The following is a 23,167-nucleotide window of genomic DNA, read 5'->3' on the forward strand; positions in this document are numbered from 1 at the left end:
AGATCCCGCGGCCGACGTTGGGACTGCGGCCGCGTCATCAGGCTTCTAGTCGCGCTTGGCGATATCGGCGAAGCTGCCGGCCAACAGCCGGCAAAGATCTTGCGCCGCCAGTTCGATGTCCAGCCCGCGTTTACCGCCGGAGACATAAATGGTGGCGAACTGCTGTGCCGGGCTGTCGATCACCGTTGGCAGCCGCTTTTTTTGCCCCAGCGGGCTGATGCCGCCGACCAGATAACCCGTCACGCGCTGCGCCAGTAGCGGATCGGCCATCTCTGCCTTTTTGGCGCCGAGCGCACGAGCGACCTTTTTTAGATCCAACTGTGTAGCTACCGGCGTGACCGCCACTGCCAGATGTTTGGCGTCGCCGTTCAGCGCCACCAGTAACGTTTTATAAACGCGGTCTGCATCCAGCCCCAATTTTTTCACTGCTTCATCGCCGAAGTTGGTTTCAGCACTGTCGTGATGATAAGGATGAAGGGTAAAAGCGACTTTTTGTTTCTCAAGCAGGATCACTGCGGGCGTCATGTGTTTTCCTCTTCCCTGTTAAGCGGGAGGTTGCAAACGGATGCAACAAAATTACAAAAATATAACGGTAACAGCAACCTGAGTGGCAGGCGCGTAAAGCGGGTTGCCAAGATGTTCACTGGGTTGCTACCCTGTCTGTTGTAACCGTTAACACGGTTGCTATGCGTATAACTAAAATACAAGAAATTCCTCTTTGACTGGCCAGTAGCGATATTGGCCACTTTTTTACTGCGCCTGCAGCATCGCCGGCAGATTATCCTCGCCATACAGATGCAGTGCGCCTACCGCCACCACGTAATTTCCTGGCGGTAACGCCTCCAGCTTTTGTTGCCAGTCGCGATTTCGTTGGTGCATCAACACGTCATACAGATCGGCGCTGAATGTGGCGGGCAGGGTTTCGAGCATACCGTTGGGTTTTGCGTCTAGCCACCAACTCACCATGGTTTGCAGCAAGCGTGCGTTGGTGTGCCAGTGCTCCAGCGTGTCGCGCAGCAGCGCTATTCCTCCCTCCGGTAACTGTTCCAGCATACTCATCTGGTGTTCCGCCCCTTCCAGCTCAATCACCTTTTTATGCTGGTCTCTGGCCGCCTGCAACAGTTGATAATCCACGCCGTATTCGGCGCGTAATCCCAATCGCTGAGCCTGACGGGCTTGCATCATTAACGCTACCTGCCAGCCGGGCAGGGTGGAAAAACTGTCGGCGTCGGCACCCAGCTCCTGGCACAGCGTCAGCAATTGCTGAAATTCTGACTCTGAGAGCCGCTGTTCAAGCTCCGGTTGCTGTTCGATGTGGTCAAAGGGCGAGGCGGAACCGGTGATGTCGGCTTCAACAATCAGGGCATCTGCCTGTTTGAGGCGAGCTGCCAGCTTGGCCGGCAGCGGCGACATATCCACCGTGCCCATATGGATGCTGCCCACCAGATGGAACTGACGATCGCCGGGCAGTCGAATATCCAGCGCCGGGTAGGCGTAAGTCATCGGGGATATCAGGCCGAGAAAGGCGGCGATTCGGCGTAACAGTTGACCCATACAGCGTGGCTCCTGAATAGCGTGTTCACCCTTGGCTTGGCAAGGTGAGGATTCCCCATGCTAAACGCTATCCGCCGGACAAGAAAGCCTGAAGAGTGAAGGAATTATCCCAAAGAAAAAGGGGCGCACTATTTGCGCCCCTTGAGTATTTAGCGTTTGGGTTTAAAACGCAGCAGTCGGTTGGCGTTACTGACCACGGTAATGGAGGACAGCGCCATAGCCGCGCCCGCCACCACCGGACTGAGCAGGGTGCCGGTCAACGGATACAGTACCCCGGCGGCAATCGGGATGCCGAGCGTGTTGTAAACAAAGGCTCCCAGCAGGTTCTGCTTCATATTGCGCAATGTGGCTTTAGACAGCTCAAGCGCATCGGCGACGCCGTTCAGGCTGTGGCGCATTAGGGTGATGGCGGCAGTCTCAATGGCGATATCGCTGCCGCCTCCCATGGCGATGCCGACATCGGCCTGCGCCAGCGCCGGCGCGTCGTTGATACCGTCGCCGATCATGGCTACGCGGTGACCCTGCGCCTGCAGCTGTTTGATCGCTTCGGCTTTGCCCTCCGGCAACACGCCGGCAATCACCCGGTCGATACCGGCCTCTTTGGCAATGGCGTTGGCGGTCACCGGGTTGTCGCCGGTTAACATCACCAACTGATAGCCCTGACGGTGCAAGCGCTGTAGCGCTTCAACGCTGTCGGCGCGCATCGGATCACGGATGGCGAACAGCGCGGCCGGCTTACCCTCGACGGCCAGCAGCACCGGCGTAATGCCGCGCTCTGCCTGTTGCTGCATCTGTGTGTCCAGCTCGGCGGTGGCTACCTGATGCTGTTGTAATAACGCAGCATTGCCCAGCAGCAACTTCATGCCGTCCACTTCGCCGCTAACGCCGGCACCGCGCAGGGTACGGAACTGCTTAACCTGCGGCAGCGCTTGTCCTTCGGCATGATCAACGATGGCACGGGCCAGCGGGTGGCTGGCGCCCTGTTCCAATGCGGCAGCCCAGCGCAGTGCCTGCTGCTCGCTCACCTGGTTAAACGTGAGGATTTCTACCACCCGCGGCTGACCTTCGGTCAGGGTGCCGGTTTTATCAAACACCAGGGTGTCGAGTTGGCTTGCCTGCTGCAAGGCATCGGCATCACGTACCAACACGCCAAATTCGGCGGCGCGGCCCACTCCGGAGATGATCGACATCGGCGTCGCCAAACCCAGTGCGCAAGGGCAGGCGATGATCAAGACCGTGGTGGCAATCACCAGCGTATAAACCAGCTGCGGTTGCGGGCCGAAGAAATACCAGATTGCGGCGCTGAACAGGGCGATAGCCACTACCGTCGGGACGAATACTGCAGAAATGCGATCCGCCAGCTTACCGATCTCAGGCTTACTGCTCTGCGCCTGACGCACCAGCTTGATGATGCGTGCCAGGGTGGTTTTGCTGCCGATAGCGCCGGCACGGAATAGCACACTGCCGTCATCGACCACCGTCCCGGCATGTACGGTATCACCCACGCTTTTTTGTTGCGGCACCGCCTCGCCGGTCAGCATTGCTTCATCCAGCCAGACTTCACCCTGAATTATCTCACCGTCTACCGGAATACGATCGCCGGTCGTCAGCCGCAGCGTCATGCCGAGCTGCACCTGCGCCAACGGGATGCTTTTCTCGCCATCGTCGGTCACCAGGCGCGCCGTCGGCGGCGTCAGATCCAACAGCCGTTCCAGCGCCTGCGATGAGCGTTGGCGAGCGCGTTGTTCCAACGCATGGCCCAGGTTTATCAGACCGATGATCATTGCGCTGGCTTCGTAGTACAGATGCCGCGCCGCCATCGGGAAGAAATCCGGCCACAGGTTGACGCTGATTGAATACAGCCAGGCGGCACCGGTGCCCAGTGCGACCAGGGTGTCCATGGTGGCGCTGCCGTTCATCAGCGCGCGCCAGGCATTACGATAGAAATGCCCGCCGGCGAACACCATCACCGCCAGCGTGAGCAGGCCGACCAGTAGCCACGGACGCTGAGTTTCCGGCGTCAGTGACATACTGCCACCAAACAGCCCCCAGGCCATCAAGGGGATACCCAGCGCCAGGCCAAGCGCGGCTTGCCAGCGAAAACGCTTCATATTGGCTTGCGCAGTTTGCTGTTGGCGCTCGCGGCGTTCGGTTTCGTCCTGGATCATTTCTGCGCCGTAACCGGCTTTCTCGACCGCCGCGACCAGCGCTTGTGGATCGGCGCTGCCGGTGATCAGCGCGCTGCGTTCCGCCAGATTGACGCGCGCCTGATCTACACCGGATACGCTTTGTAGTGCATTTTGCACTTTACTGACGCAGCTGGCGCAGCTCATGCCACTGAGCAAAAGCTGCACGCTGTCATCATCATCGCCATTAGAGGTTGCCGGAAGGGGAGACGAGGCCGTTGCCTGGGTTTCCGGCAATACAGGGACTGATTCAGTCAACGGCTCAGTTTTTGGGGAGGTAACGGCTCCGGCAAGGCTCGCGTGATAACCCGCATCTTCAACTGCGGCGATCAACGCCTCGGGAGCAGCGTCACCGTAAACCTTGGCGCTGTCGATACTGACGTCGGCGGCAATCACCCCCGGCACCGCTTCCAGCGCTTTGCGGGTGCTGGCAGCGCAGTGCATGCAGCTCAGACCGTTCAACTGCAGCTCGGTATCCGGCTGTTGCGCCACGGCGGCCTGATAGCCGGCAGCGACTACGCTGTCGATCAGCGCCTGGCTCGGCGCCTCGCCAGTGACTTTGGCATAGTGGACATTGACCTCTGCCTGTTCGACATCTTCGCGGCTTTCCAGGGCTTTTTTCACCCGCTGCGCGCAGTTCATGCAGGTCAGCCCCTGCAATGCCAGCACTGTGGTTTGTGACATGATTCGATTCCTCGCTCAGGTGCGGTGTTTAAAGGTTGACCGCTTAGCCTATTTTCACTAAGAATGGAGTCTAAACCTTCCAGCAAGGGGAAGGTCAAGGGGGATAAATGAATATCAGCGACGTGGCGAAAAAAACCGGTTTAACCAGCAAGGCAATCCGCTTCTATGAAGAGAAAGGGCTGGTTACCGCGCCGATCCGCACCGATAACGGCTACCGCAGCTACAGCCCGAAGCACATTGAGGAGCTGACGTTGCTGCGTCAGGCGCGGCAGGTGGGGTTTAACCTAGACGAATGCGGCGAACTGGTGGCGTTGTTCAACGATCCGGCCCGTCACAGCGCCGATGTGAAAGCACGCACCCTGCAAAAAGTGGCGGACATTGAAAAGCACATCGCCGAGTTGGGTGAGATGCGCCAGCGTTTACTGGCGCTGGCGGATCAGTGTCCGGGGGATGACGGGGCAGAGTGCCCGATCATTAATAACCTGGCAGGGTGTTGCCACAACCATTAACGAATAACGGCGCGGATCACCAGCGTTATGCCTTCGACGGCGATCACTTCCACCTCGGTGCCCACCGCCAGATCGTCACTGGCCTGCGCCCGCCAACTGCTGTCGCCGATGTTAATGCGCCCCATGCCGTTGTGCATGGGTTCCGTCAGCGTGGCGCGGGTGCCAATCAGCTGGCGGTTGCGCTGGTTCAGCACCTGAGAGCCGCTGGAGGCCGCTGCCGGACGTTGGCGCAGCCAATACCACCACAGGTAGGCCACCACCACGGTCAGCACGGCAAAAATCACCCCCTGCCATTCCCAGGCCAACTGCGGCAACAGCCAGACGATCGCGCCGACCACCACTGCGGATACGCCGCTCCATAGCAGGTAACCGCTGGCGCCGAGCATTTCGGCCGCCAGCAGCAGCCCGCCAAGGGAGAGCCAGAACCAGTGCGGGTTTGCTGCAATTTGTTCGAGCATGATTATTTGCCTTTGGTGTCTTTCAACAGCTCGGCAATGCCACCAATTGAACCGAGCAGGCTGCTGGCATCCAGCGGCATCATGATGACTTTACTGTTATTGGCGGAGCCGATCTTCTGCAGCGCATCGGTGTATTTCTGCGCCACAAAGTAGTTCACCGCCTGGATATTGCCGCTGGCGATAGCATCGGAAACCAGTTGAGTCGCACGAGCTTCGGCTTCCGCGGCACGTTCACGGGCTTCCGCCTGCAGGAACGCCGACTGACGCTCACCTTCCGCCTTGAGGATTTGCGACTGTTTGTCGCCTTCGGCACGCAGGATAGCGGCCTGGCGCACGCCTTCGGCCTCCAGAATATCCGCACGCTTGGTTCGCTCGGCCTTCATCTGGGCGTTCATTGCCGAGATTAACTCTGCCGGTGGACGTACGTCGCGGATCTCGATACGGGTGATTTTAATGCCCCAGGGGTTGGTGGCTTCATCGACAATGTGCAGCAGGCGACTGTTGATGCTGTCACGCTGCGAGAGAATTTCGTCCAGCTCCATTGAGCCGAGCACGGTACGGAAGTTGGTCATGGTCAGGTTGACGATCGCCAGTTCCAGGTTGCTGACCTCATAAGCGGCACGGGCCGGATCCACCACCTGGATAAAACACACCGCATCGATGGCCACATTGGCGTTATCGCGCGAGATGATTTCCTGAGATGGAATATCCAGTACTTGTTCCATCATATTGATTTTTCTGCCGATGCGGTCCATAAAAGGCACCACCAGGTTTAAACCTGGCATCAGCGTTTTGGTGTAGCGGCCGAAGCGTTCCACCGTCCATTGGAACCCCTGCGGAACAATTTTGACGCCGGCAAATACGATGATTAGCGCGACGACAATCACGATGGGAATAAGGGTAAACATGGCAAACCTCCTGTCGGACATATGTAAACGAATATTACGCCAGCTACCGTGCAAAGACTAATAAATCAGGGGCGTTGTGCCATTAACATTCCAAATTGGCATGTTTCCAATAATTTTAATTCATTTCATGACGTTGTCCGCCTTGGCTAGAGTAAAAAGCATTGCCGTTTTTCACTTCAAATATTTGTCATTTATATTTGCGACTATGCTTTTTGAAATGACATCTAGCGCCAAGGATTGTTATGGACTCAATCAGTGTTGATGAACTCGCCCCGAAAAAAGATCGTTGGTATCGCATTGTGGAGGAATTGTTGTCCTCTGCCGATGTGGCCATCAACGGCAACCGCGCCTGCGATATCAAGGTACATAATCCGGCGTTGTTTAAACGCATTTTGCAGGAGGGATCGCTCGGGTTCGGCGAAAGCTACATGGATGGCTGGTGGGACTGTGAGCGACTGGATGTGCTATTTACCCGCATTCTGCAGGCGGGCGTCGATGAGCGCTTGCCTAAAAACCTGAGCGACATTGCGCGCATCGCCTATGCCCGGCTGTTTAACCGTCAGTCGCGTAAACGCGCCTGGCAGGTGGGTAAGGAGCATTACGATATCGGTAACGATCTGTTCTGTGCGATGCTCGATCCCTATATGCAATATTCCTGCGGCTATTGGAAAGACGCTGACACGCTGGAGCAGGCGCAGCAGGCCAAGTTGAAAATGATCTGCGAGAAGTTGCAGCTGAAACCCGGTATGTCACTGCTGGACATCGGCTGTGGCTGGGGCGGATTGGCTCAATATGCGGCAGAAAACTACGGCGTGTCCGTGTATGGCGTGACGATTTCCGCCGAGCAGCAAAAGCTGGCGCAGGAACGCTGTCAGGGATTGGACGTAGAGATACAACTGCAGGATTATCGCGATCTTGACCGTCAGTTTGACCGCATTGTCTCCGTCGGCATGTTCGAACACGTGGGGCCGAAGAACTACGACACGTATTTCCGCGTGGCGGCGCGCAACCTCAAGCCCGATGGGCTGTTCCTGCTGCACACCATAGGTGCTAACCAAACCAATCTGCACGTCGACGCCTGGATAGACAAATACATTTTCCCCAACGGCTGCCTGCCATCGGTACGGCATATTTCCGAGGCCAGCGAAGGACGTTTTGTGATGGAGGATTGGCACAATATCGGCGCCGATTACGATCGAACGCTGATGGCCTGGTATGAAAATTTCAAACGGGCGTGGCCGCAGCTGGCCGAAGAGTATTCCGAGCGGTTCGAGCGGATGTTCACCTATTACCTGAATGCCTGCGCCGGCGCGTTCCGTGCACGGGATATTCAGCTATGGCAGGTGTTGTTCAGCCCGAAGGGGGTGGACGGTGGGGTTCGTGTTTACCGCTGATATCCCCTTCGTCTTTCCAGCCACATCGTTGTTGGCTGCACGCTCGAGCCCTGGTCACTTAGTTATCTAAGCTCCCAGGGCTTCTCGCGTTTGCCGCCTAGATGTGGCGGGAAATCCATTGGGGATCTGTCCCAAATAACTAAGGCCATACCCTAAATAATTGGAGTTGCATCACGGCGGCAAGTTTGTAAGTCCCCAGGAGCTTACTTAAGTAAGTGACTGGGGTGAGCAAACGCAGCCAACACAGATGCAGCTTCAAGTATGACGGGTATTAATACAGTAATGAATACAACTGACGGCGGTACTTAGCTGCTAATGCGTCGCCGGTGCCCAGCGCGGCCAGAATATCCATCAGCGTCTTGCGCGCGTTGCCATTGGCGGCGGCGAGATCTTTCTTCAGATGCCCCATTAGCAGCTCCAGCGCTTCTTCATTGCGCCCGACCTGATGCAGTTGCAGCGCCAGCTGCACGGCTAAATCGACGTTCTCCGGTTGCTGTTCCACCTGCTGTTGCAACTGTTGAATTTCCGGCGTGTCGGCAGCCTGCTTCAGCAGCTCAATCTGCGCCACCAGACCCTGATAGCGGGTATCACGATCCTGCAGCGGAATGGTCGCCAGCACGGTTTCGGCATCTTCAGTGCGGTTCAGCGCTATCTGGGTTTCTGCCAGTGTCAGGCCAATATCGCTGCGTTGCTGGCTGGCTTGCCAGGCGTCTTTCAACAGCGGTAACGCCTCAGTGGCATTGCCTTCGGCCAGCAATTCAGTCGCCTGCGCCAGCTTCAAATCTTCTTCTTTGGGCAGGAAACGCTGCAGGAATTCGCGGATCATCTCTTCCGGCTGCGGGCCCTGGAATCCGTCGACCGGCTGGCCGTCTTTGAACAGGTACACCGTCGGCAAAGAACGCAGGCCAAACTGGGCCGCGATGGCCTGTTCGGCGTCGCAATCCACTTTTGCCAGCACGAACTGACCGGCATATTCCGCCGCCAGTTTGTCCAGTATCGGGGTGAGCTGCAGACAGTGTTGGCTGCGATCCGACCAGAAGTAGAACACCACCGGCAGGGACATTGACTGTTCCAGCGTCTGGTGCAGGTTAGTTTCGTTAATATCAACAACAGCTTGAGCTAGCATGTATTTTCTCTCTGATCTTGCGGAGCCATTGGCTTTTAAATGGGGGCGGAGTGGCGTTCTTCAACCCCGCCGACCCAATTAACCGTTGCTGCGCAGCAGCCAGTCCAGGCAGCGGCCCGGCAGGATGCGACGCAATACGCTGAGCGCGTGCGCCAGCAGGGTCACCGGGTAACGCAGTTTAGCCCTTGGACTTTCCAGCGCGTGGCGCAATTTGGGCAAAATGGCTTCCGGCGGCAGCGTCAGGCGCTTGGCAATACCGGGGTTATGCACCGGTTTGTCGCTCTGCGCCTGATTGACGTTCTGGGTAAAGTGGGTGGAGATGGGGCCGGGCTCAATCAGGCTGACCTGAATGCCGGTACCGTGCAGCTCCATACGCAGAGCATCGGACCAGGCTTCCAGCGCAAACTTGCTGGCGGCATAGGCACCGCGTCCGGCGCTGGAAACCAGCCCCATCACCGAACTGGTCTGAATAATGCGCCCCTCGCCGTGCGGCAGCATCGCCGGCAACAGCAACTGGGTTAACTGATGGGTGCCAAACAGGTTGGTGGCGAATTGGCGTTCCAGCTGCTGGCGCGAAATGCTGCTCAGCGGCCCATAAACGCCAAAGCCGCCGTTGTTGAACAGGCCGTACAGCCGATTGTCGGTCAGTTCGATCACCTGTGCGGCGGCACGTTCGACGCTGGCGCTGTCGTCCAGATCCAGCTCAATGCCTTCCAGCCCAAGCTGGCGCATGTTTTCCACGTCCTGCGGTTTGCGGCAGGCGGCCAGCACGCGGTAGCCACGGTTACGCAGATCCTGTGCCGCAATCAATCCAATCCCGCTGGAACAGCCGGTTATCAACACTGCTTTTTGCATAACTTTACCTAGTGTACAACGCTATTTAGTTAGACTCATGTTTTACTAGAGGTTCCAGACGTTCCGCCATCCAGGTGGCGATAAACGGTTGGGCATCCTTATTGGGATGCAATCCGTCATCCTGCATCCATTCCGCTTTTACCACCACCTGTTCCATATAGAACGGCAGCAGCGGAATGTTGAACTGTTTGGCCAACTGAGGGTAAACCGCGCTGAAGGCCTCGGTATAACGGCGGCCATAGTTGGGCGGGATGCGGATCTGCATCAGCAGCGGCTGTGCGCCGGCCTGCTGTACCAAGGTGATGATTTGGCCGAGATCGCGCTGCAGGTCCTGTGCCGGGAAACCTCGCAGACCATCGTTGGCGCCCAATTCAATCAGCACCCAGCGCGGCTGGTGCTGTTTTAGCAATTCGGGCAGGCGGGCCAGCCCCTGTGCAGCGGTGTCGCCGCTGATACTGGCGTTGACCAGTTGCGGATCGCCCGGCTTTTTCTGCCATTGATCGGCCAACAGCGTCGGCCAGGCCTGCGCCACCGGCAAGCGATAACCGGCGCTTAAACTGTCGCCTAAAATCAACAGGGTATCGGCGGCGACAGCGCGTAAACTGAATAATCCCAACAGCAAAAGGAAGGGAAGATGCCAGCGGAAAACGTTCTTGAAGTTCATCATCTTAGTAAACACGTTGGTCAGGGTGAGCATCAGCTCTCCATCCTTACCGGAGTCGAGCTGGTTGTCAAACCCGCGCAGACAATTGCCCTGATTGGCGAGTCCGGTTCGGGCAAGTCAACGCTGCTGGGGATCCTCGCCGGGCTGGATGACGGCAGCGAAGGGGAGGTGCATTTGTTGGGCGAATCGCTGACCGCGCTGGACGAAGAGGGCCGCGCCGCGCTGCGTGCCAAAAATGTCGGCTTTGTCTTTCAATCATTTATGCTGGTGCCGACGCTCAATGCGCTGGAAAACGTGCAGTTGCCAGCGCTGCTGCGCGGTGAAAGTGACCGCCAGAGCCGTGAGCAGGCGGTGCAACTGTTGGAACAGTTGGGTTTGGGCAAGCGCCTTGATCATTTGCCGGCGCAGCTCTCCGGTGGCGAACAGCAGCGGGTGGCGCTGGCGCGGGCGTTTAGCGGGCGGCCACGGGTGCTGTTCGCCGATGAGCCGACCGGCAATCTCGATCGCCAGACCGGCGAGCGCATCGCCGATTTACTGTTTTCACTCAACCGCGATTTCTCCACCACCTTAATCCTGGTCACCCATGATGAAACCCTGGCGGCGCGCTGCCAGCGGCGGCTGCGCCTGCGCGAAGGCAAGCTGTGGGAGGAAGCATGATCTGGCGCTGGTTCTGGCGCGAGTGGCGCTCGCCGTCGCTGCTGATCGTTTGGCTGGCGCTGACGCTGTCGATGGCCTGCGTACTGGCATTGGGCAGCATCAGCGATCGTATGGACAAGGGCCTGAGTCAGCAGAGCCGCGATTTTATCGCCGGTGATCGTGTGCTGCGCAGCGCCCGGCCGGTACCGGAAGGCTGGCTGCTGGATGCGCAGCAGCAGGGGCTGAAGGTCAGCCGGCAACTGTCGTTCACCACCATGACCTACGCCGGAGACCGGCCGCAGTTGGCGGACGTGAAGGCCACCGATCTGGCCTATCCGCTGTACGGCAAGCTGGAGACCCGTCCGGCTAATGCCAAGCTGACGCCGGGCAGCGTATTGGTCGCACCGCGTTTGCTGGCGCTGTTGAACGTAAAGGTGGGTGATACGTTGGACGTGGGCGACACCCAACTGCGGATTGCCGGTGAAATCATTCAGGAGCCGGATTCCGGCTTTAACCCGTTCCAGACCGCGCCGCGTATCATGATCAATCTGGCGGATGTGGATAAAACCGGGGCTGTGCAGCCAGGCAGTCGCCTGACCTACCGTTATATGTTTGCCGGAGCTGCGCAGGATATTCAGCGTTATGAAGATCGCCTGACGCCGCAGCTCGGCCCGGATCAGCGCTGGTTCGGACTGCAGGAATCCGGCAGCGCATTAGGCAAATCGCTGCAGCGTTCGCAGCAGTTCTTGCTGTTGTCCGCATTGCTGACTTTGCTGCTGTCGATTGCCGCCGTAGCGGTGGCGATGAGCCACTATTGCCGCAGTCGTTACGATCTGATCGCGGTGCTGAAAACGCTGGGTGCCGGTCGTAGTGCGTTGCGTAAGCTGATTGTCGGCCAGTGGCTGGCGGTGATCCTGCTGGCTGCGGTATGCGGGGGGATTATCGGGTTGGGATTTGAGGCGGTGTTGATCCGCCTGCTGGCTCCGGTGTTGCCGGGGGAGCTGCCTGCCGCCGGGACCTGGCCGTGGCTGTGGGCGATCGGCGCGTTGCTGATGATTTCGCTGCTGGTGGGGCTGCGGCCATACCGGCAGCTGTTGGCGACTCAGCCGCTGCGGGTGCTACGCCGCGATGTGGTGGCTAACGTCTGGCGGCTGCGCTACTTCCTGCCGGTGACGGCGGTGATTGTGGTAGCGTTGCTGATCGCGCTGATGGGCGCCAGCACGCTGCTGTGGTCGATCCTGGCCGGTATTCTGGTGCTGGCCTTGCTGTTGGGCGCTATCGGTTGGGGCAGCCTGCTGCTGCTGCGCCGTATTACGCTTAAAAACCTGGCACTGCGTCTGGCGGTTAACCGTCTGTTGCATCAGCCTTGGGTGACGGTGAGCCAACTGGCGGCCTTTTCGCTGTCGTTTATGCTGTTGGCGTTATTGCTGGTGTTGCGTGGCGATCTGCTCGAACGCTGGCAACAACAACTGCCGCCGGACAGCCCAAACTACTTCCTGTTGAACCTGACCGAAGCGCAGGTGCCGCAGGTGAAGACTTTCCTGCAACAGCATCAAATTGCACCTGAGACCTACTATCCGATTGTCCGTGTTCGCCTGACCGAGATTAACCAGCAGGTGGCGACCGAACGGGTGCATGAGGACGATCCGGGCGGTGAAGCGGTGAATCGCGAACTGAACCTGACCTGGCTGGCGGATTTGCCGGCGCACAATCCTTTGCTGGCGGGCAGTTGGCCGCCTAAGACCGGCGAAGTGTCGATGGATCAGGGTATTGCCGGGCGGCTCAAGATCAAGCTGGGCGATACGCTGACCTTCAGTGGCGATACCCAGTCGTTCAGCGCCAAGGTGACCAGCCTGCGGCAGGTGGATTGGGAAAGTCTGAAGCCGAACTTTTACTTTATCTTCCCGCCGGGTGCGCTGGACGGTCAGCCGCAAACCTGGCTCACCAGTTTCCGCTATGACGGGGATGGCCAGATGTTAACCCAGCTCAACCGTCAGTTCCCGACGCTCAGCCTGCTGGATATCGGCTCGATCCTCAAACAGGTGGGCGGCGTGCTGCAGCAGGTCAGCCGCGCACTGGAAGTGATGGTGGTGCTGGTGGTGTTGTGTGGCGGCCTGTTGCTGATGGCCCAGGTGCAGGTGGGGATGCGTCAGCGACGTCAGGAGTTGGTGGTGTATCGCACGCTGGGCGCAGGCAAGCGTCTGTTGCGCAGTACGCTGTGGTGTGAATTTGCCCTGCTGGGGCTGGTGGCGGGCATCGCCGCTGCGGTGGGCGCTGAGGCGGCACTGTGGCTGTTGCAAAGCCAGGTGTTTGACTTCCCGTGGGCACCGACACCGGTGCTGTGGTGGGCACTGCCGTTGCTCAGCGCGCTGTTGCTGTCGCTGTGTGGCGGTTGGCTGGGCGTGCGTTTGCTACGTGGTCAGGCGCTGTTCCGCAGCTACGACGGCTAGTTCATTCAGGTTATCGACCGGCCCATTGTCAGGGGCCGGTCGACATTACTCTCCGCACGACCCGTTTCTCGTTAACACTACCGCTTTCAATCCCTGCCTCTATCTGTCGGCCATTCTCTTGGCCGAATCCTGTGTGAAATCGGTTACACTTTGACTTCGAGTTACTCAATTTATTGGAAGCGGCCAAGGTAAAATGATATTGCTGTCACCGCCATATTAGGGCATGAATGCTTATGTTTAGCCTTTAAAATCAGTGGTGAGTGTTGGTTTTAAGGTTGTGTTTCTGTTTTTATCTAAACAAATAATAAATGTAATCGTTTCCACTAATGTGATCACACTCACTTCTCTCTGGCGAATTGCCTCCTATCATACGGGCAACTTAAGCACGTTATCGTTTGGAGGCTGTATGAGTACTACCGTCAAAGTGTCGGCGGCTGAAAAGAGCCAGAGCAATGCAGGGATGACTTTTTTCGTCTGTTTTCTGGCCGCACTGGCTGGGTTGCTATTCGGTCTGGATATCGGGGTTATTGCGGGTGCTCTGCCGTTTATCACCGACTCGTTTAACATCACCAGCTCCCAGCAGGAGTGGGTGGTCAGCTCAATGATGTTTGGGGCGGCGGTTGGCGCCGTGGGGAGTGGCTGGATGAACTTCCGTATCGGGCGTAAATACAGCCTGATGATTGGCGCCGTGTTGTTTGTCGTTGGTTCACTGTGCTCAGCTGCGGCTCCCAACGTGGAAATCTTGCTGATTTCTCGCGTGCTGCTTGGGCTGGCGGTGGGGGTGGCTTCTTATACCGCGCCGATTTATCTGTCTGAAATTGCCCCGGAGAAAATTCGCGGCAGCATGATCTCGATGTATCAGTTGATGATTACCATCGGCATTCTGGCGGCCTACCTGTCGGATACCGCATTCAGCTATACCGGCGCCTGGCGCTGGATGCTGGGCGTGATCACCATCCCTGCGGTATTGCTGTTGATCGGCGTGTTCTTCTTGCCGGATAGCCCGCGCTGGCTGGCTTCGCGCAATCGCCATGAGCAGGCGCGCCAGGTATTGGAAAAGCTGCGTGACACCAGCGCTCAGGCGCAGCACGAACTGAATGAAATTCGCGAAAGCCTTAAGCTGAAACAGAGCGGCTGGGCGCTGTTTAAAGACAATAAAAACTTCCGCCGTGCCGTGTTCCTTGGCGTCCTGCTGCAGGTGATGCAACAGTTCACCGGAATGAACGTCATCATGTACTACGCACCGAAAATTTTTGGCCTGGCGGGCTTTGCCAGTACCGCACAGCAGATGTGGGGGACGGTGATTGTCGGCCTGGTTAACGTGCTGGCGACCTTTATTGCCATCGGGTTGGTTGACCGCTGGGGGCGCAAACCGACGCTGACGCTGGGCTTTGTCGTCATGGCGGTGGGCATGGGCGCGCTGGGGACCATGATGAATGTGGGCATGACCTCGCCGGCCGAGCAATACTTTGCCATCATTATGCTGCTGATGTTTATTGTCGGTTTTGCCATGAGCGCCGGCCCGCTGATTTGGGTGCTGTGTTCAGAGATCCAGCCGCTGAAAGGCCGCGATTTTGGCATAACCTGTTCTACCGCCACCAACTGGATTGCCAACATGATCGTCGGGGCGACGTTCCTGACCATGCTCAATTCGCTGGGTAGCGCGCACACTTTCTGGGTGTACGCAGCGCTTAACCTGGTATTTATCTTCATCACGCTGGCGTTGATTCCGGAAACCAAAAATATCTCGCTGGAGCATATCGAACGCAATCTGATGGCCGGTAAACCGTTACGCAACATTGGTTCGCGCTAGCCGACAGGCTGGGCATAGGATATTCGTTCAGGCATCTGGCGTTAACGCCAGATGCTGACGACAGGAGGATATTATGGCGATTTTGGTGACCGGCGGTGCCGGATACATTGGTTCGCACACCGTATTGGCGCTGCTGGAACGGGGTGAAGATGTGGTGGTGCTGGACAATTTGGTCAATGCGTCTGAAGAGTCCTTGCGACGCGTAGCCCAGCTGACGGGCAAAGCCGCAAAGTTCTATCGGGGTGATATACAGGACGCAGGCTGCTTGCAGCGGATCTTTAACGAGCAGCAGATTGCTTCGGTGATCCACTTCGCCGGTCTGAAGGCGGTAGGGGAGTCGACCCAGAAGCCCCTGGAGTATTATCAAAACAACGTGACGGGCACGTTGGTCCTGCTGGAAGCGATGCGTCAGGCCGGCGTTCACCGGTTTATCTTTAGCTCCTCCGCCACGGTGTACGGTGAAAATGCGCCGGTGCCTTATCGCGAGGATATGCCGATTGGCGGCACTACCAGCCCTTACGGTACCTCAAAATGGATGGTGGAGCAGATCCTGCAAGATTTTGCCAAGGCCGAACCGACATTTTCGATTATCGCGCTACGCTACTTCAACCCGGTAGGCGCCCATGAGTCGGGGCTGATTGGTGAAGATCCCAGCGGCATTCCCAATAACCTGCTGCCGTATATCGCGCAGGTCGCTATTGGCCAGCGTGAAAGCCTGAGCGTGTTCGGCGGCGATTACCCGACCAAAGACGGCACCGGCGTGCGTGATTACATTCACGTGATGGATGTTGCTCAGGGTCACCTGGCGGCGATGGACCACTTAAAACAGATCGCCGGTTTCAAAGCCTATAATTTGGGCTCGGGGGTAGGGTATTCGGTGTTGGAAATGGTGCAGGCGTTTGAGAAAGCCTCGGGGGTAACCATTCCCTACCAGATTTTACCGCGCCGTGCGGGCGATCTGCCTGCCTTCTGGGCCGATGCCAGCCTGGCGAAACAGGAGCTGGGCTGGCAAGTGCAACGCGGCCTTGATCTGATGATGCGTGATACCTGGAACTGGCAAAGTAAAAACCCGCAGGGCTACCGCCAATAGTTTTTCATCGACAGTAAAAAAGGGTTCAGCTTGCTGAACCCTTTGTTTTTAGTGCGGCGTAACGCTTAAGCCAGCTTTTGTTGCGCCCAGGCCAAACCGCTTTGGTATTCGGCCGGTAACAGCGGCGCCAAAGCCTGCAATGCCTGTTGCAACGCACCGGCGTCGGGATCGTTCAGGTTGAGATGCCCAACCTTGCGGCCCTCGCGCACCTCTTTCTCGTACCAGTGCAGATGCACCAGCGGTAACGCCAGCCACTGCTGATTTACCGCGGTACCGATCAGGTTGACCATCACCGACGGGGTGCTCACGACCGGCTTCGGCAGCGGCAGGGCGAGAATGGCACGCAGGTGCAGTTCGAACTGGCTGATAGACGCGCCGTTTTGCGTCCAGTGGCCGCTGTTGTGGACCCGAGGCGCCAGTTCGTTAATCAGCAGACGATCGCCAACGATAAAACACTCCATCGCCATGACGCCGACGTAGTTCAGTTCATCAAGGATCGCCGTCAGCATCTGTTCAGCTTGCTGTTGCAGCGCAGGATTGGGCTGCGGCAACGCCACGCTGGTGCGCAGAATGCCTTCTTCATGCAGGTTATGGGTCAGCGGATAGAACACCGATTTACCGTCGTGTCCGCGTGCGCCGACCAATGAGACCTCGCCGGAGAAGTTAATCCCCTGTTCGACGATGCATTCGCCATAGGCATCGGCCGGCAGTTCGGCTTCCTGACCTGGGCGCAGGCGCCACTGGCCCCGGCCGTCGTAACCGCCGACGCGACGTTTAACGATAGCCAGTTCGCCCAGGGTCGCGAAAACCTGCGGCCACTCGGCGACGTCGGTCAGCAACTGCCAGGGGGCAGTGGCCAGGCCGAGCTGATCGAGTAACTGTTTTTGCGTCAGGCGGTCCGCCAGACGGGGGAAAATATCGCGGTTAACGAAGCTGTTGTGGGTCGCCAGCTCACGCGTCAGCGCGGTTTCCGGCCAACGCTCGATTTCGGCGGTGATCACGCTGTTTTGATAAGGTACCGCTTCCGGCTCAGCGTCGAGGCCAACCGGATAGACGGCGATCCCCAGCGGCTCACCGGCCTGACGCAGCATACGCCCCAATTGACCGTTACCCAGTACGCAAACCGGCTTCATGCTTCCTCCCGCGGGTCCGGGTTATTCAGCACCTCGTCAGTCTGCGCCTGACGCCAATCGGCCAGGCGTTGCGCCAACTCAGCGTCATGCAACGCCAGAATTTGCGCTGCCAGCAGTGCAGCATTGGCGGCGCCGGCCTTGCCGATCGCCAGGGTGCCTACCGGAATACCGCGCGGCATTTGCACGATGGAATACAGGCTGTCCACGCCGCTCAAGGCAGCGCTTTGCACCGGCACACCCAGCACCGGCACCAGGGTTTTCGCCGCCAGCATACCCGGCAGGTGCGCAGCACCGCCCGCACCGGCAATGATCACGTCGATACCCTTGGCGCTTGCCTGTTCGGCAAAGCTGAACAGCTTGTCTGGCGTGCGATGAGCGGAAACGACTTCGACATGGAACGGGACGTCGAGTGAGGTCAGGACTTCGGCCGCAAACTGCATGGTGGCCCAGTCACTTTTCGATCCCATTACAATTGCGATTTTAACCTCAGCGTGAGTGGCTGAAGCGGCGTTGGCTCCCATGGGTGTAAGGCTCCTGTAATTGTACAAACGACGGCCGATTGCCTGCGGCGGGAGGCCGAATGAGGGCGTAGAGCATACCATGAGCGAACGGCAAGGAAAACGGTTGCGTCGCCGGTTTTGATCGTCAAAAGCGCGAATTTTTATACCCGCGCGTTAAGTCAGAAGCTTAGAAAGGGAATTGGATCAGTTCGACGGCGTCGGCGCTGACTTTGATCATCGAGCCTTCTTCATGCCAGGCACCCAGCACTAAACGGTGAGCTTTACCGTTGCTCAGCGTCAGCTCATGCACGGCCGGACGATGCGTGTGGCCATGGATCATCCAGTGAACCTGGTGGTTCAGCATGGTTTGCTCAACCGCCTGCGGGTTGACGTCCATGATGGCGTCCGATTTGTATTGGTTGCTTTGCCGGCTGCGGGCACGCATTTTAGCGGCGATCTTAAGGCGCCAGCGTAAAGGCATTGCCAGGAACAATTTTTGAATCAGTGGGTTGTGTACTTTTCGGCGGAACTGTTGGTAGGCCCGATCGTCGGTACACAGCGTGTCACCGTGCAGGATCAGGATTTTGCGGCCATACAGGTCCAGCACCTTTTCTTCCGGCAGCAGTTGCATGCCGCTGGCACGGGCAAAGCGCTTGCCCACCAGAAAATCACGGTTGCCGTGGATAAAGTAGCAGGGCACGCCTGCCTGTTGCAGCGTTTTCAGCGCCGCAGCGATTTCAGCATGCAGCGGTTCGGGATCGTCATCGCCGATCCAGGCTTCGAACAGATCGCCGAGTATGTACAGGGCTTCGGCGTGTATGGCATCTTGCCGCAAAAAACGCAGAAAACCGGCAGTAATTGCCGGTTCCTGTGCGCTTAAATGCAGATCTGCAATGAACAGCGTGTTCATTCAGCTGCGATTACTCGCTGACGGTAACGCTGGTGACGATCACGTCTTCTACCGGTACGTCCTGGTGCATGCCGCTGCGGCCAGTTTTCACGGCTTTGATCTTGTTAACCACGTCCATGCCTTCAACCACTTCAGCAAATACGCAGTAGCCCCAACCCTGGGCGTTTTCGCCGCGGAAGTTCAGGAAGTCGTTGTCTGCAACGTTGATGAAGAACTGTGCGGTCGCGGAGTGTGGATCGTTGGTACGCGCCATTGCCAGGGTACCGATGGTGTTTTTCAGACCGTTGTTGGCTTCGTTCTTGATGGTGGCTTTGGTGTCTTTCTGGCTCATACCTGGCTCAAAACCGCCGCCCTGAATCATGAAGCCATTGATAACACGGTGGAAAATGGTGTTGTTGTAGAAACCGTCACGGCAGTAGTTCAGGAAGTTTTCAACGGTAACCGGTGCTTTGTCCGCGAAGGTGTTGATAACGATGTCGCCGTGATTAGTGTGGAAAGTAACCATAGTTTTAGTCCTAACAAGATGAAGTGAGATGTCACATGGAGCGAGTGAACTATCAGACCGCCGTTATAACATATCTCCTGTAATGAGTCAGCAGCGGCTAAACCGCGCTCAGGCTGTGGTAAATGGCAATTTGTTATATTATAACATCTGTGGCAATCGCTGATTTATCACCGTTTTCCACCTCTGAGCTCAGCAAAGCGCGGCCTTAACCTTGCATTAGATCAGGCTTCGGGTTTCAATACGCTGCTGGGTGAACAACCTTAACCCTGGTTATCATTTTTGTTATCACGCACACCACGGAATGTCCCGATGCTAAAGATTTTTAATACCCTGAGTCGTCAAAAAGAGGAATTTAAACCCATTCATGCCGGTAAAGTGGGCATGTACGTGTGCGGGGTAACCATCTATGACCTGTGTCATATCGGACATGGGCGTACCTTCGTTGCTTTCGATGTGGTGGCACGTTATCTGCGCTATCTCGGCTACTCGCTGAACTATGTGCGTAACGTCACCGACGTTGACGACAAAATTATCCGCCGCGCGACTGAAAATGGCGAAAGCTGCGATCAACTGACCGCACGCATGCTGGCGGAGATGCACGCCGACTTCGATTCTCTGCTGATCGAACGACCGGACATTGAACCGCGTGCGACCCAGCATATCGCCGAGATTATTGAGATCACCCAGCGCCTGATCGATCGCGATCACGCGTATGTGGCCAGCAACGGCGACGTGATGTTCTCCATCGACAGCGATCCGCAATACGGTTTGCTGTCACGCCAGGATCTGGATCAGCTGCAGGCCGGTGCGCGCGTAGAAATCGACGACGTGAAACGCAACCCGATGGACTTCGTGCTGTGGAAGATGTCCAAGCCGGGCGAACCGAGCTGGGCGTCGCCTTGGGGCGCAGGGCGTCCGGGTTGGCACATTGAATGTTCTGCCATGAACTGCAAGCAGCTTGGCACCCATTTTGATATCCACGGTGGCGGTTCCGATCTGATGTTCCCGCACCACGAGAACGAAATTGCCCAGTCGAGCTGCGCCCACGACGGCCCGTACGTCAATTACTGGATGCACTCCGGCATGGTAATGATCGACAAAGAAAAAATGTCGAAATCCCTGGATAACTTCTTCACTATTCGCGACGTGCTGGGTTACTACGACGCTGAAACCGTGCGTTACTTCCTGATGTCCGGCCACTATCGCAGCCAGTTGAACTACAGCGAAGAGAATCTGAAGCAGGCCCGTACCGCTCTGGAACGCCTGTACACTGCGCTGCGTGGCACTGATGCCAACGCCCAACCGGCCGGCGGCGACGTGTTTGAAGCCCGTTTCCGTGAAGCCATGGACGACGACTTCAACACGCCGGAAGCTTACTCGGCGCTGTTTGATTTGGCGCGTGAGGTTAACCGTCTGAAAGCTGAAGACATGACGGCGGCGAACGGCATGGCTGCAGAGCTGCGCAAGCTGGCGAAGGTGCTCGGTCTGCTGCAGCAGGAACCTGAACAGTTCCTGCAGAGCGGCGCACAGGTCGATGATAGTGAAGTGGCGGAGATCGAAGCCTTGATCAAGCAGCGTAACGATGCGCGTAAAGCCAAAGATTGGGCGTTGGCGGATGCCGCGCGCGATCGCTTGAATGAGATGAACATCGTGCTGGAAGATGGCCCGCAGGGAACCACCTGGCGCCGTAAGTAATCCGCTTTAGGCTACAAACAAAAAAGGCGCTGAGTTAATCTTCAGCGCCTTTTCTATGGAGCGGGGTTTACGGCTTAACTACAACCTTACCGCCGTTAAACTCCACGACCTGATCGGCAACGATTTTGCAGCGTTTGCGCGTTTCGACTTTGCCGTTCACTTTCACCTGCCCATCGGCGATGACTTCTTTGGCGGCACCGCCGCTTTCACACCAGCCCTGGAATTTGAGCAGGTCGCACAGTTCGACGTGCGGGTGATTATCCAGATTAAAAGTTTCCATACTGCCTTACTTATTTAGGTTGAACGTCGTGATATTCCTCGCAGGCCTGCAAGGTATTTTGGATCAGTGTAGCAACGGTCATTGGACCCACGCCACCCGGAACCGGAGTTATGTAGGCGGCGCGTTCGCTTGCGGCGTCAAAATCCACGTCGCCGACCACTTTACCACTTTCCAGACGGTTAATGCCGACGTCCACCACGATAGCGCCAGGTTTTATCCAGTCGCCCGGAATAAAGCCTGGTTTGCCGACCGCGACGACCAGCAGATCGGCGTTTTCAACGTGGTGGCGCAGGTTCTTGGTGAAACGGTGGGTTACGGTGGTGGTGCACCCGGCCAGCAGCAGCTCCATGCTCATTGGGCGGCCGACGATGTTGGACGCGCCAACCACTACGGCATTCAGGCCATAGGTATCGATGTTGTAACGCTCAAGCAGGGTGACGATACCGCGTGGGGTGCAAGGCCGCAGTTTTGGCGCACGTTGGCACAGGCGACCAACGTTGTACGGATGGAAACCGTCGACGTCTTTATCCGGATGAATACGCTCCAGCACTTTGACGTTGTCGATACCGGCCGGCAGCGGTAGCTGCACTAAAATGCCGTCGATCTCACCGTCGGCGTTCAGCCGATCGATCAGCGCCAGCAGTTCAGCCTCACTGGTGGTGGCAGGCAGATCGTAAGAGCGGGAGAGGAAGCCCACTTCATCACAGGCGCGGCGCTTGCTGGCGACGTAAATCTGTGAGGCGGGGTTCTCGCCAACCAATACGACAGCCAGGCCCGGAGCGCGTTTTCCGGCGGCCAGACGTTGTTTAACTTGCTCAGCCACTTCGTTTCTAACCTGCTGCGCAATCGTTTTACCATCAATAATCTTTGCTGACATCAGTGAGGAAATCCATCAATTAAGAAAAGCGGGGGATGACGCTATTTTGTCAGAAGCGGAGCGCGCTGTCAGGCGCTGAATCGCGATCGGCGGTGTTTGCCAGGTGTGATTTACGCTTTTTTTATGCCAACGACAGGATCCTCTACGCCTTTTTTACCGCTCGCTGCGTAAGCTGTGGCTATTCACACTGAGGACGGGAGTCAAAATCATGATGCTCATTACCCGGTTGCACTTTTTACACCTGCCTGTTGATAGCCAGGCATGCCAACCAAGACACGTGGGGGAAACGGTATTCGATTCGTCCTTGCATCCGGCTGACGTTGCGCAGCTGATTGCCCTGCATCAGCTTGCCGCACACAAAACGCCGCCTTCATGGAGAACGCGCCTGGGCGCATTGTGCCGGAGGTTGCGTGCATGAGAAACATCAAAGGGATGGGTTTTATGCTGCTGGTATGGGGGCCAATGGCGCAGGCTTCGTTAAATGCCGCACCGGTTAGCGCAGCCTTACTGCAGCCGTTATCGGCGGCTTGCAACCTGTTGGCGGCTCAGCATGCCGATTGGGGAAACATCAACGCGATGGTGCGCTCGGCTCGAGTTTGCCTGCAGCGTCCGGCAGAACAGCAACAGTCGGATCGTATGCCAGAACAGGCTGATGCCGGCCTGGTACAGCGTAACAGCAGCCTGTTACCGGACTTAACCCAAGGGAAATGACGCGGTTAACTCAATGCGGGGCGGCGGTAATGACTGAAAATTCATCATAAAGCACGGCTGCTGACGTAACGTCATGAAAAGGCATTGACTCAATGATCTCTGACCGTATAATCCAACCCGCAACTCCCGGTTGCCGCATCCCAATGCGCCCTTAGCTCAGTTGGATAGAGCAACGGCCTTCTAAGCCGTAGGTCACAGGTTCGAGCCCTGTAGGGCGTACCATTTAAAA

Annotated in this window: 23 protein-coding genes and 1 tRNA gene; 10 read left to right on the forward strand and 14 right to left on the reverse strand. The window is 57.3% G+C overall.

Features of this window, described 5'->3' with window-relative positions; translation table 11 throughout:
- Positions 1-45: 45 nt before the first annotated feature.
- The 3 genes from ybaK to copA form a co-directional block, all read right to left on the reverse strand.
- The gene (ybaK, locus tag M495_RS04950) at positions 46-525 is read right to left on the reverse strand and encodes a Cys-tRNA(Pro)/Cys-tRNA(Cys) deacylase YbaK (RefSeq protein WP_020825546.1); all 480 of its coding nucleotides are present in this window, start codon (positions 523-525) and stop codon (positions 46-48) included.
- Between the two features lie 225 nt (positions 526-750).
- Complete coding sequence (locus tag M495_RS04955; RefSeq protein ID WP_020825547.1) at positions 751-1,554, reverse strand: TraB/GumN family protein; 804 nt, start codon at positions 1,552-1,554, stop codon at positions 751-753.
- Between the two features lie 149 nt (positions 1,555-1,703).
- Complete coding sequence (copA, locus tag M495_RS04960) at positions 1,704-4,424, reverse strand: copper-exporting P-type ATPase CopA (protein WP_020825548.1); 2,721 nt, start codon at positions 4,422-4,424, stop codon at positions 1,704-1,706.
- Between the two features lie 107 nt (positions 4,425-4,531).
- On the opposite strand from copA, the gene cueR reads away from it, so the two are divergent.
- Positions 4,532-4,933 carry a Cu(I)-responsive transcriptional regulator gene (cueR, locus tag M495_RS04965; RefSeq protein WP_020825549.1) on the forward strand — a complete coding sequence of 134 codons (402 nt, stop codon included), beginning with the start codon at positions 4,532-4,534 and terminating at the stop codon, positions 4,931-4,933.
- Here cueR and M495_RS04970 read toward each other — a convergent pair.
- Together M495_RS04970 and M495_RS04975 are read right to left on the reverse strand one after the other, a co-directional pair.
- Entirely contained in the window at positions 4,930-5,391 is a 462-nt protein-coding gene (locus M495_RS04970; RefSeq protein ID WP_020825550.1) for an NfeD family protein, read from the reverse strand. The two genes, cueR and M495_RS04970, sit on opposite strands and share 4 nt — an antisense overlap.
- Before the next feature lie 2 nt (positions 5,392-5,393).
- Entirely contained in the window at positions 5,394-6,299 is a 906-nt protein-coding gene (locus M495_RS04975) for an SPFH domain-containing protein (protein WP_020825551.1), read from the reverse strand.
- Positions 6,300-6,541: 242 nt separating this feature from the next.
- Here M495_RS04975 and cfa point away from each other — a divergent pair, with 242 nt between their 5' ends.
- The gene (cfa, locus tag M495_RS04980) at positions 6,542-7,693 is read left to right on the forward strand and encodes a cyclopropane fatty acyl phospholipid synthase (RefSeq protein WP_020825552.1); all 1,152 of its coding nucleotides are present in this window, start codon (positions 6,542-6,544) and stop codon (positions 7,691-7,693) included.
- A 271-nt stretch (positions 7,694-7,964) separates the two neighbouring features.
- On the opposite strand, the gene M495_RS04985 is transcribed toward cfa, so the two are convergent.
- The 3 genes from M495_RS04985 to tesA all read right to left on the reverse strand — a co-directional run bounded on the left by M495_RS04985 (position 7,965) and on the right by tesA (position 10,338).
- A complete protein-coding gene (locus tag M495_RS04985) occupies positions 7,965-8,819 on the reverse strand; it encodes a co-chaperone YbbN (RefSeq protein ID WP_041414284.1) in 855 nt (284 codons plus the stop codon).
- Positions 8,820-8,897: 78 nt separating this feature from the next.
- The gene (locus tag M495_RS04990; RefSeq protein ID WP_020825554.1) at positions 8,898-9,674 is read right to left on the reverse strand and encodes an SDR family oxidoreductase; all 777 of its coding nucleotides are present in this window, start codon (positions 9,672-9,674) and stop codon (positions 8,898-8,900) included.
- Positions 9,675-9,699: 25 nt separating this feature from the next.
- On the reverse strand, positions 9,700-10,338 hold the full coding sequence (tesA, locus tag M495_RS04995; RefSeq protein ID WP_044548763.1) for a multifunctional acyl-CoA thioesterase I/protease I/lysophospholipase L1: 639 nt from the start codon (positions 10,336-10,338) through the stop codon (positions 9,700-9,702).
- Between tesA and ybbA the strand changes: the two genes are divergently transcribed.
- From ybbA to galE, 4 genes are all read left to right on the forward strand, one after another.
- A complete protein-coding gene (gene ybbA, locus M495_RS05000) occupies positions 10,309-10,995 on the forward strand; it encodes a putative ABC transporter ATP-binding protein YbbA (RefSeq protein WP_020825556.1) in 687 nt (228 codons plus the stop codon). The two genes, tesA and ybbA, sit on opposite strands and share 30 nt — an antisense overlap.
- A complete protein-coding gene (ybbP, locus tag M495_RS05005) occupies positions 10,992-13,424 on the forward strand; it encodes a putative ABC transporter permease subunit YbbP (protein ID WP_020825557.1) in 2,433 nt (810 codons plus the stop codon). The genes ybbA and ybbP overlap by 4 nt, the downstream gene beginning before the upstream one ends.
- Before the next feature lie 406 nt (positions 13,425-13,830).
- Positions 13,831-15,237 (forward strand): sugar porter family MFS transporter, encoded by a 1,407-nt coding sequence (locus tag M495_RS05015; RefSeq protein WP_020825558.1) that lies wholly within the window; start codon positions 13,831-13,833, stop codon positions 15,235-15,237.
- A 73-nt stretch (positions 15,238-15,310) separates the two neighbouring features.
- Positions 15,311-16,327 (forward strand): UDP-glucose 4-epimerase GalE, encoded by a 1,017-nt coding sequence (galE, locus tag M495_RS05020; protein ID WP_020825559.1) that lies wholly within the window; start codon positions 15,311-15,313, stop codon positions 16,325-16,327.
- Between the two features lie 65 nt (positions 16,328-16,392).
- Here the strand turns inward: galE and purK are convergent, their stop codons facing one another.
- The 4 genes from purK to ppiB form a co-directional block, all read right to left on the reverse strand.
- Entirely contained in the window at positions 16,393-17,460 is a 1,068-nt protein-coding gene (purK, locus tag M495_RS05025; protein WP_020825560.1) for a 5-(carboxyamino)imidazole ribonucleotide synthase, read from the reverse strand.
- Positions 17,457-17,981: a 5-(carboxyamino)imidazole ribonucleotide mutase gene (gene purE / locus M495_RS05030; protein ID WP_020825561.1), complete on the reverse strand. Its 525-nt coding sequence runs from the start codon at positions 17,979-17,981 to the stop codon at positions 17,457-17,459. Before purE ends, purK begins: the two co-directional genes overlap by 4 nt.
- Positions 17,982-18,147: 166 nt before the next feature.
- On the reverse strand, positions 18,148-18,870 hold the full coding sequence (gene lpxH, locus M495_RS05035; RefSeq protein WP_020825562.1) for a UDP-2,3-diacylglucosamine diphosphatase: 723 nt from the start codon (positions 18,868-18,870) through the stop codon (positions 18,148-18,150).
- Positions 18,871-18,880: 10 nt separating this feature from the next.
- Complete coding sequence (gene ppiB / locus M495_RS05040) at positions 18,881-19,375, reverse strand: peptidylprolyl isomerase B (RefSeq protein ID WP_020825563.1); 495 nt, start codon at positions 19,373-19,375, stop codon at positions 18,881-18,883.
- Positions 19,376-19,684: 309 nt separating this feature from the next.
- Between ppiB and cysS the strand changes: the two genes are divergently transcribed.
- Complete coding sequence (gene cysS, locus M495_RS05045; RefSeq protein WP_020825564.1) at positions 19,685-21,070, forward strand: cysteine--tRNA ligase; 1,386 nt, start codon at positions 19,685-19,687, stop codon at positions 21,068-21,070.
- 67 nt (positions 21,071-21,137) lie between these two features.
- Here the strand turns inward: cysS and ybcJ are convergent, their stop codons facing one another.
- Together ybcJ and folD are read right to left on the reverse strand one after the other, a co-directional pair.
- Entirely contained in the window at positions 21,138-21,350 is a 213-nt protein-coding gene (gene ybcJ / locus M495_RS05050) for a ribosome-associated protein YbcJ (protein ID WP_012005606.1), read from the reverse strand.
- Between the two features lie 10 nt (positions 21,351-21,360).
- On the reverse strand, positions 21,361-22,227 hold the full coding sequence (folD, locus tag M495_RS05055) for a bifunctional methylenetetrahydrofolate dehydrogenase/methenyltetrahydrofolate cyclohydrolase FolD (protein WP_020825565.1): 867 nt from the start codon (positions 22,225-22,227) through the stop codon (positions 21,361-21,363).
- A 208-nt stretch (positions 22,228-22,435) separates the two neighbouring features.
- Between folD and M495_RS24835 the strand changes: the two genes are divergently transcribed.
- The 3 genes from M495_RS24835 to M495_RS05065 all read left to right on the forward strand — a co-directional run bounded on the left by M495_RS24835 (position 22,436) and on the right by M495_RS05065 (position 23,160).
- Positions 22,436-22,645 carry a hypothetical protein gene (locus M495_RS24835; protein ID WP_071844575.1) on the forward strand — a complete coding sequence of 70 codons (210 nt, stop codon included), beginning with the start codon at positions 22,436-22,438 and terminating at the stop codon, positions 22,643-22,645.
- Positions 22,642-22,938 (forward strand): hypothetical protein, encoded by a 297-nt coding sequence (locus M495_RS05060; RefSeq protein WP_020825567.1) that lies wholly within the window; start codon positions 22,642-22,644, stop codon positions 22,936-22,938. The genes M495_RS24835 and M495_RS05060 overlap by 4 nt, the downstream gene beginning before the upstream one ends.
- A gap of 145 nt (positions 22,939-23,083) precedes the next feature.
- Positions 23,084-23,160 (forward strand) — tRNA-Arg (locus M495_RS05065).
- Positions 23,161-23,167: the final 7 nt, after the last annotated feature.

This window comes from Serratia liquefaciens ATCC 27592, assembly GCF_000422085.1.
GTDB lineage: Bacteria > Pseudomonadota > Gammaproteobacteria > Enterobacterales > Enterobacteriaceae > Serratia > Serratia liquefaciens.

Coding starts and splice junctions, on each gene's coding strand:
- M495_RS05060 (WP_020825567.1), top strand. CDS start 22,642: ATGAGAAACATCAAAGGGATGGGTTTTATGCTGCTGGTATGGGGGCCA.
- tesA (WP_044548763.1), bottom strand. CDS start 10,338: ATGAACTTCAAGAACGTTTTCCGCTGGCATCTTCCCTTCCTTTTGCTG.
- cueR (WP_020825549.1), top strand. CDS start 4,532: ATGAATATCAGCGACGTGGCGAAAAAAACCGGTTTAACCAGCAAGGCA.
- M495_RS04990 (WP_020825554.1), bottom strand. CDS start 9,674: ATGCAAAAAGCAGTGTTGATAACCGGCTGTTCCAGCGGGATTGGATTG.
- M495_RS04955 (WP_020825547.1), bottom strand. CDS start 1,554: ATGGGTCAACTGTTACGCCGAATCGCCGCCTTTCTCGGCCTGATATCC.
- purE (WP_020825561.1), bottom strand. CDS start 17,981: ATGGGAGCCAACGCCGCTTCAGCCACTCACGCTGAGGTTAAAATCGCA.
- ybbA (WP_020825556.1), top strand. CDS start 10,309: ATGCCAGCGGAAAACGTTCTTGAAGTTCATCATCTTAGTAAACACGTT.
- purK (WP_020825560.1), bottom strand. CDS start 17,460: ATGAAGCCGGTTTGCGTACTGGGTAACGGTCAATTGGGGCGTATGCTG.
- ppiB (WP_020825563.1), bottom strand. CDS start 19,375: ATGGTTACTTTCCACACTAATCACGGCGACATCGTTATCAACACCTTC.
- M495_RS04985 (WP_041414284.1), bottom strand. CDS start 8,819: ATGCTAGCTCAAGCTGTTGTTGATATTAACGAAACTAACCTGCACCAG.
- ybcJ (WP_012005606.1), bottom strand. CDS start 21,350: ATGGAAACTTTTAATCTGGATAATCACCCGCACGTCGAACTGTGCGAC.
- lpxH (WP_020825562.1), bottom strand. CDS start 18,870: ATGAACACGCTGTTCATTGCAGATCTGCATTTAAGCGCACAGGAACCG.
- cfa (WP_020825552.1), top strand. CDS start 6,542: ATGGACTCAATCAGTGTTGATGAACTCGCCCCGAAAAAAGATCGTTGG.
- cysS (WP_020825564.1), top strand. CDS start 19,685: ATGCTAAAGATTTTTAATACCCTGAGTCGTCAAAAAGAGGAATTTAAA.
- ybaK (WP_020825546.1), bottom strand. CDS start 525: ATGACGCCCGCAGTGATCCTGCTTGAGAAACAAAAAGTCGCTTTTACC.
- folD (WP_020825565.1), bottom strand. CDS start 22,227: ATGTCAGCAAAGATTATTGATGGTAAAACGATTGCGCAGCAGGTTAGA.
- ybbP (WP_020825557.1), top strand. CDS start 10,992: ATGATCTGGCGCTGGTTCTGGCGCGAGTGGCGCTCGCCGTCGCTGCTG.
- M495_RS24835 (WP_071844575.1), top strand. CDS start 22,436: ATGATGCTCATTACCCGGTTGCACTTTTTACACCTGCCTGTTGATAGC.
- M495_RS04970 (WP_020825550.1), bottom strand. CDS start 5,391: ATGCTCGAACAAATTGCAGCAAACCCGCACTGGTTCTGGCTCTCCCTT.
- galE (WP_020825559.1), top strand. CDS start 15,311: ATGGCGATTTTGGTGACCGGCGGTGCCGGATACATTGGTTCGCACACC.
- copA (WP_020825548.1), bottom strand. CDS start 4,424: ATGTCACAAACCACAGTGCTGGCATTGCAGGGGCTGACCTGCATGAAC.
- M495_RS04975 (WP_020825551.1), bottom strand. CDS start 6,299: ATGTTTACCCTTATTCCCATCGTGATTGTCGTCGCGCTAATCATCGTA.
- M495_RS05015 (WP_020825558.1), top strand. CDS start 13,831: ATGAGTACTACCGTCAAAGTGTCGGCGGCTGAAAAGAGCCAGAGCAAT.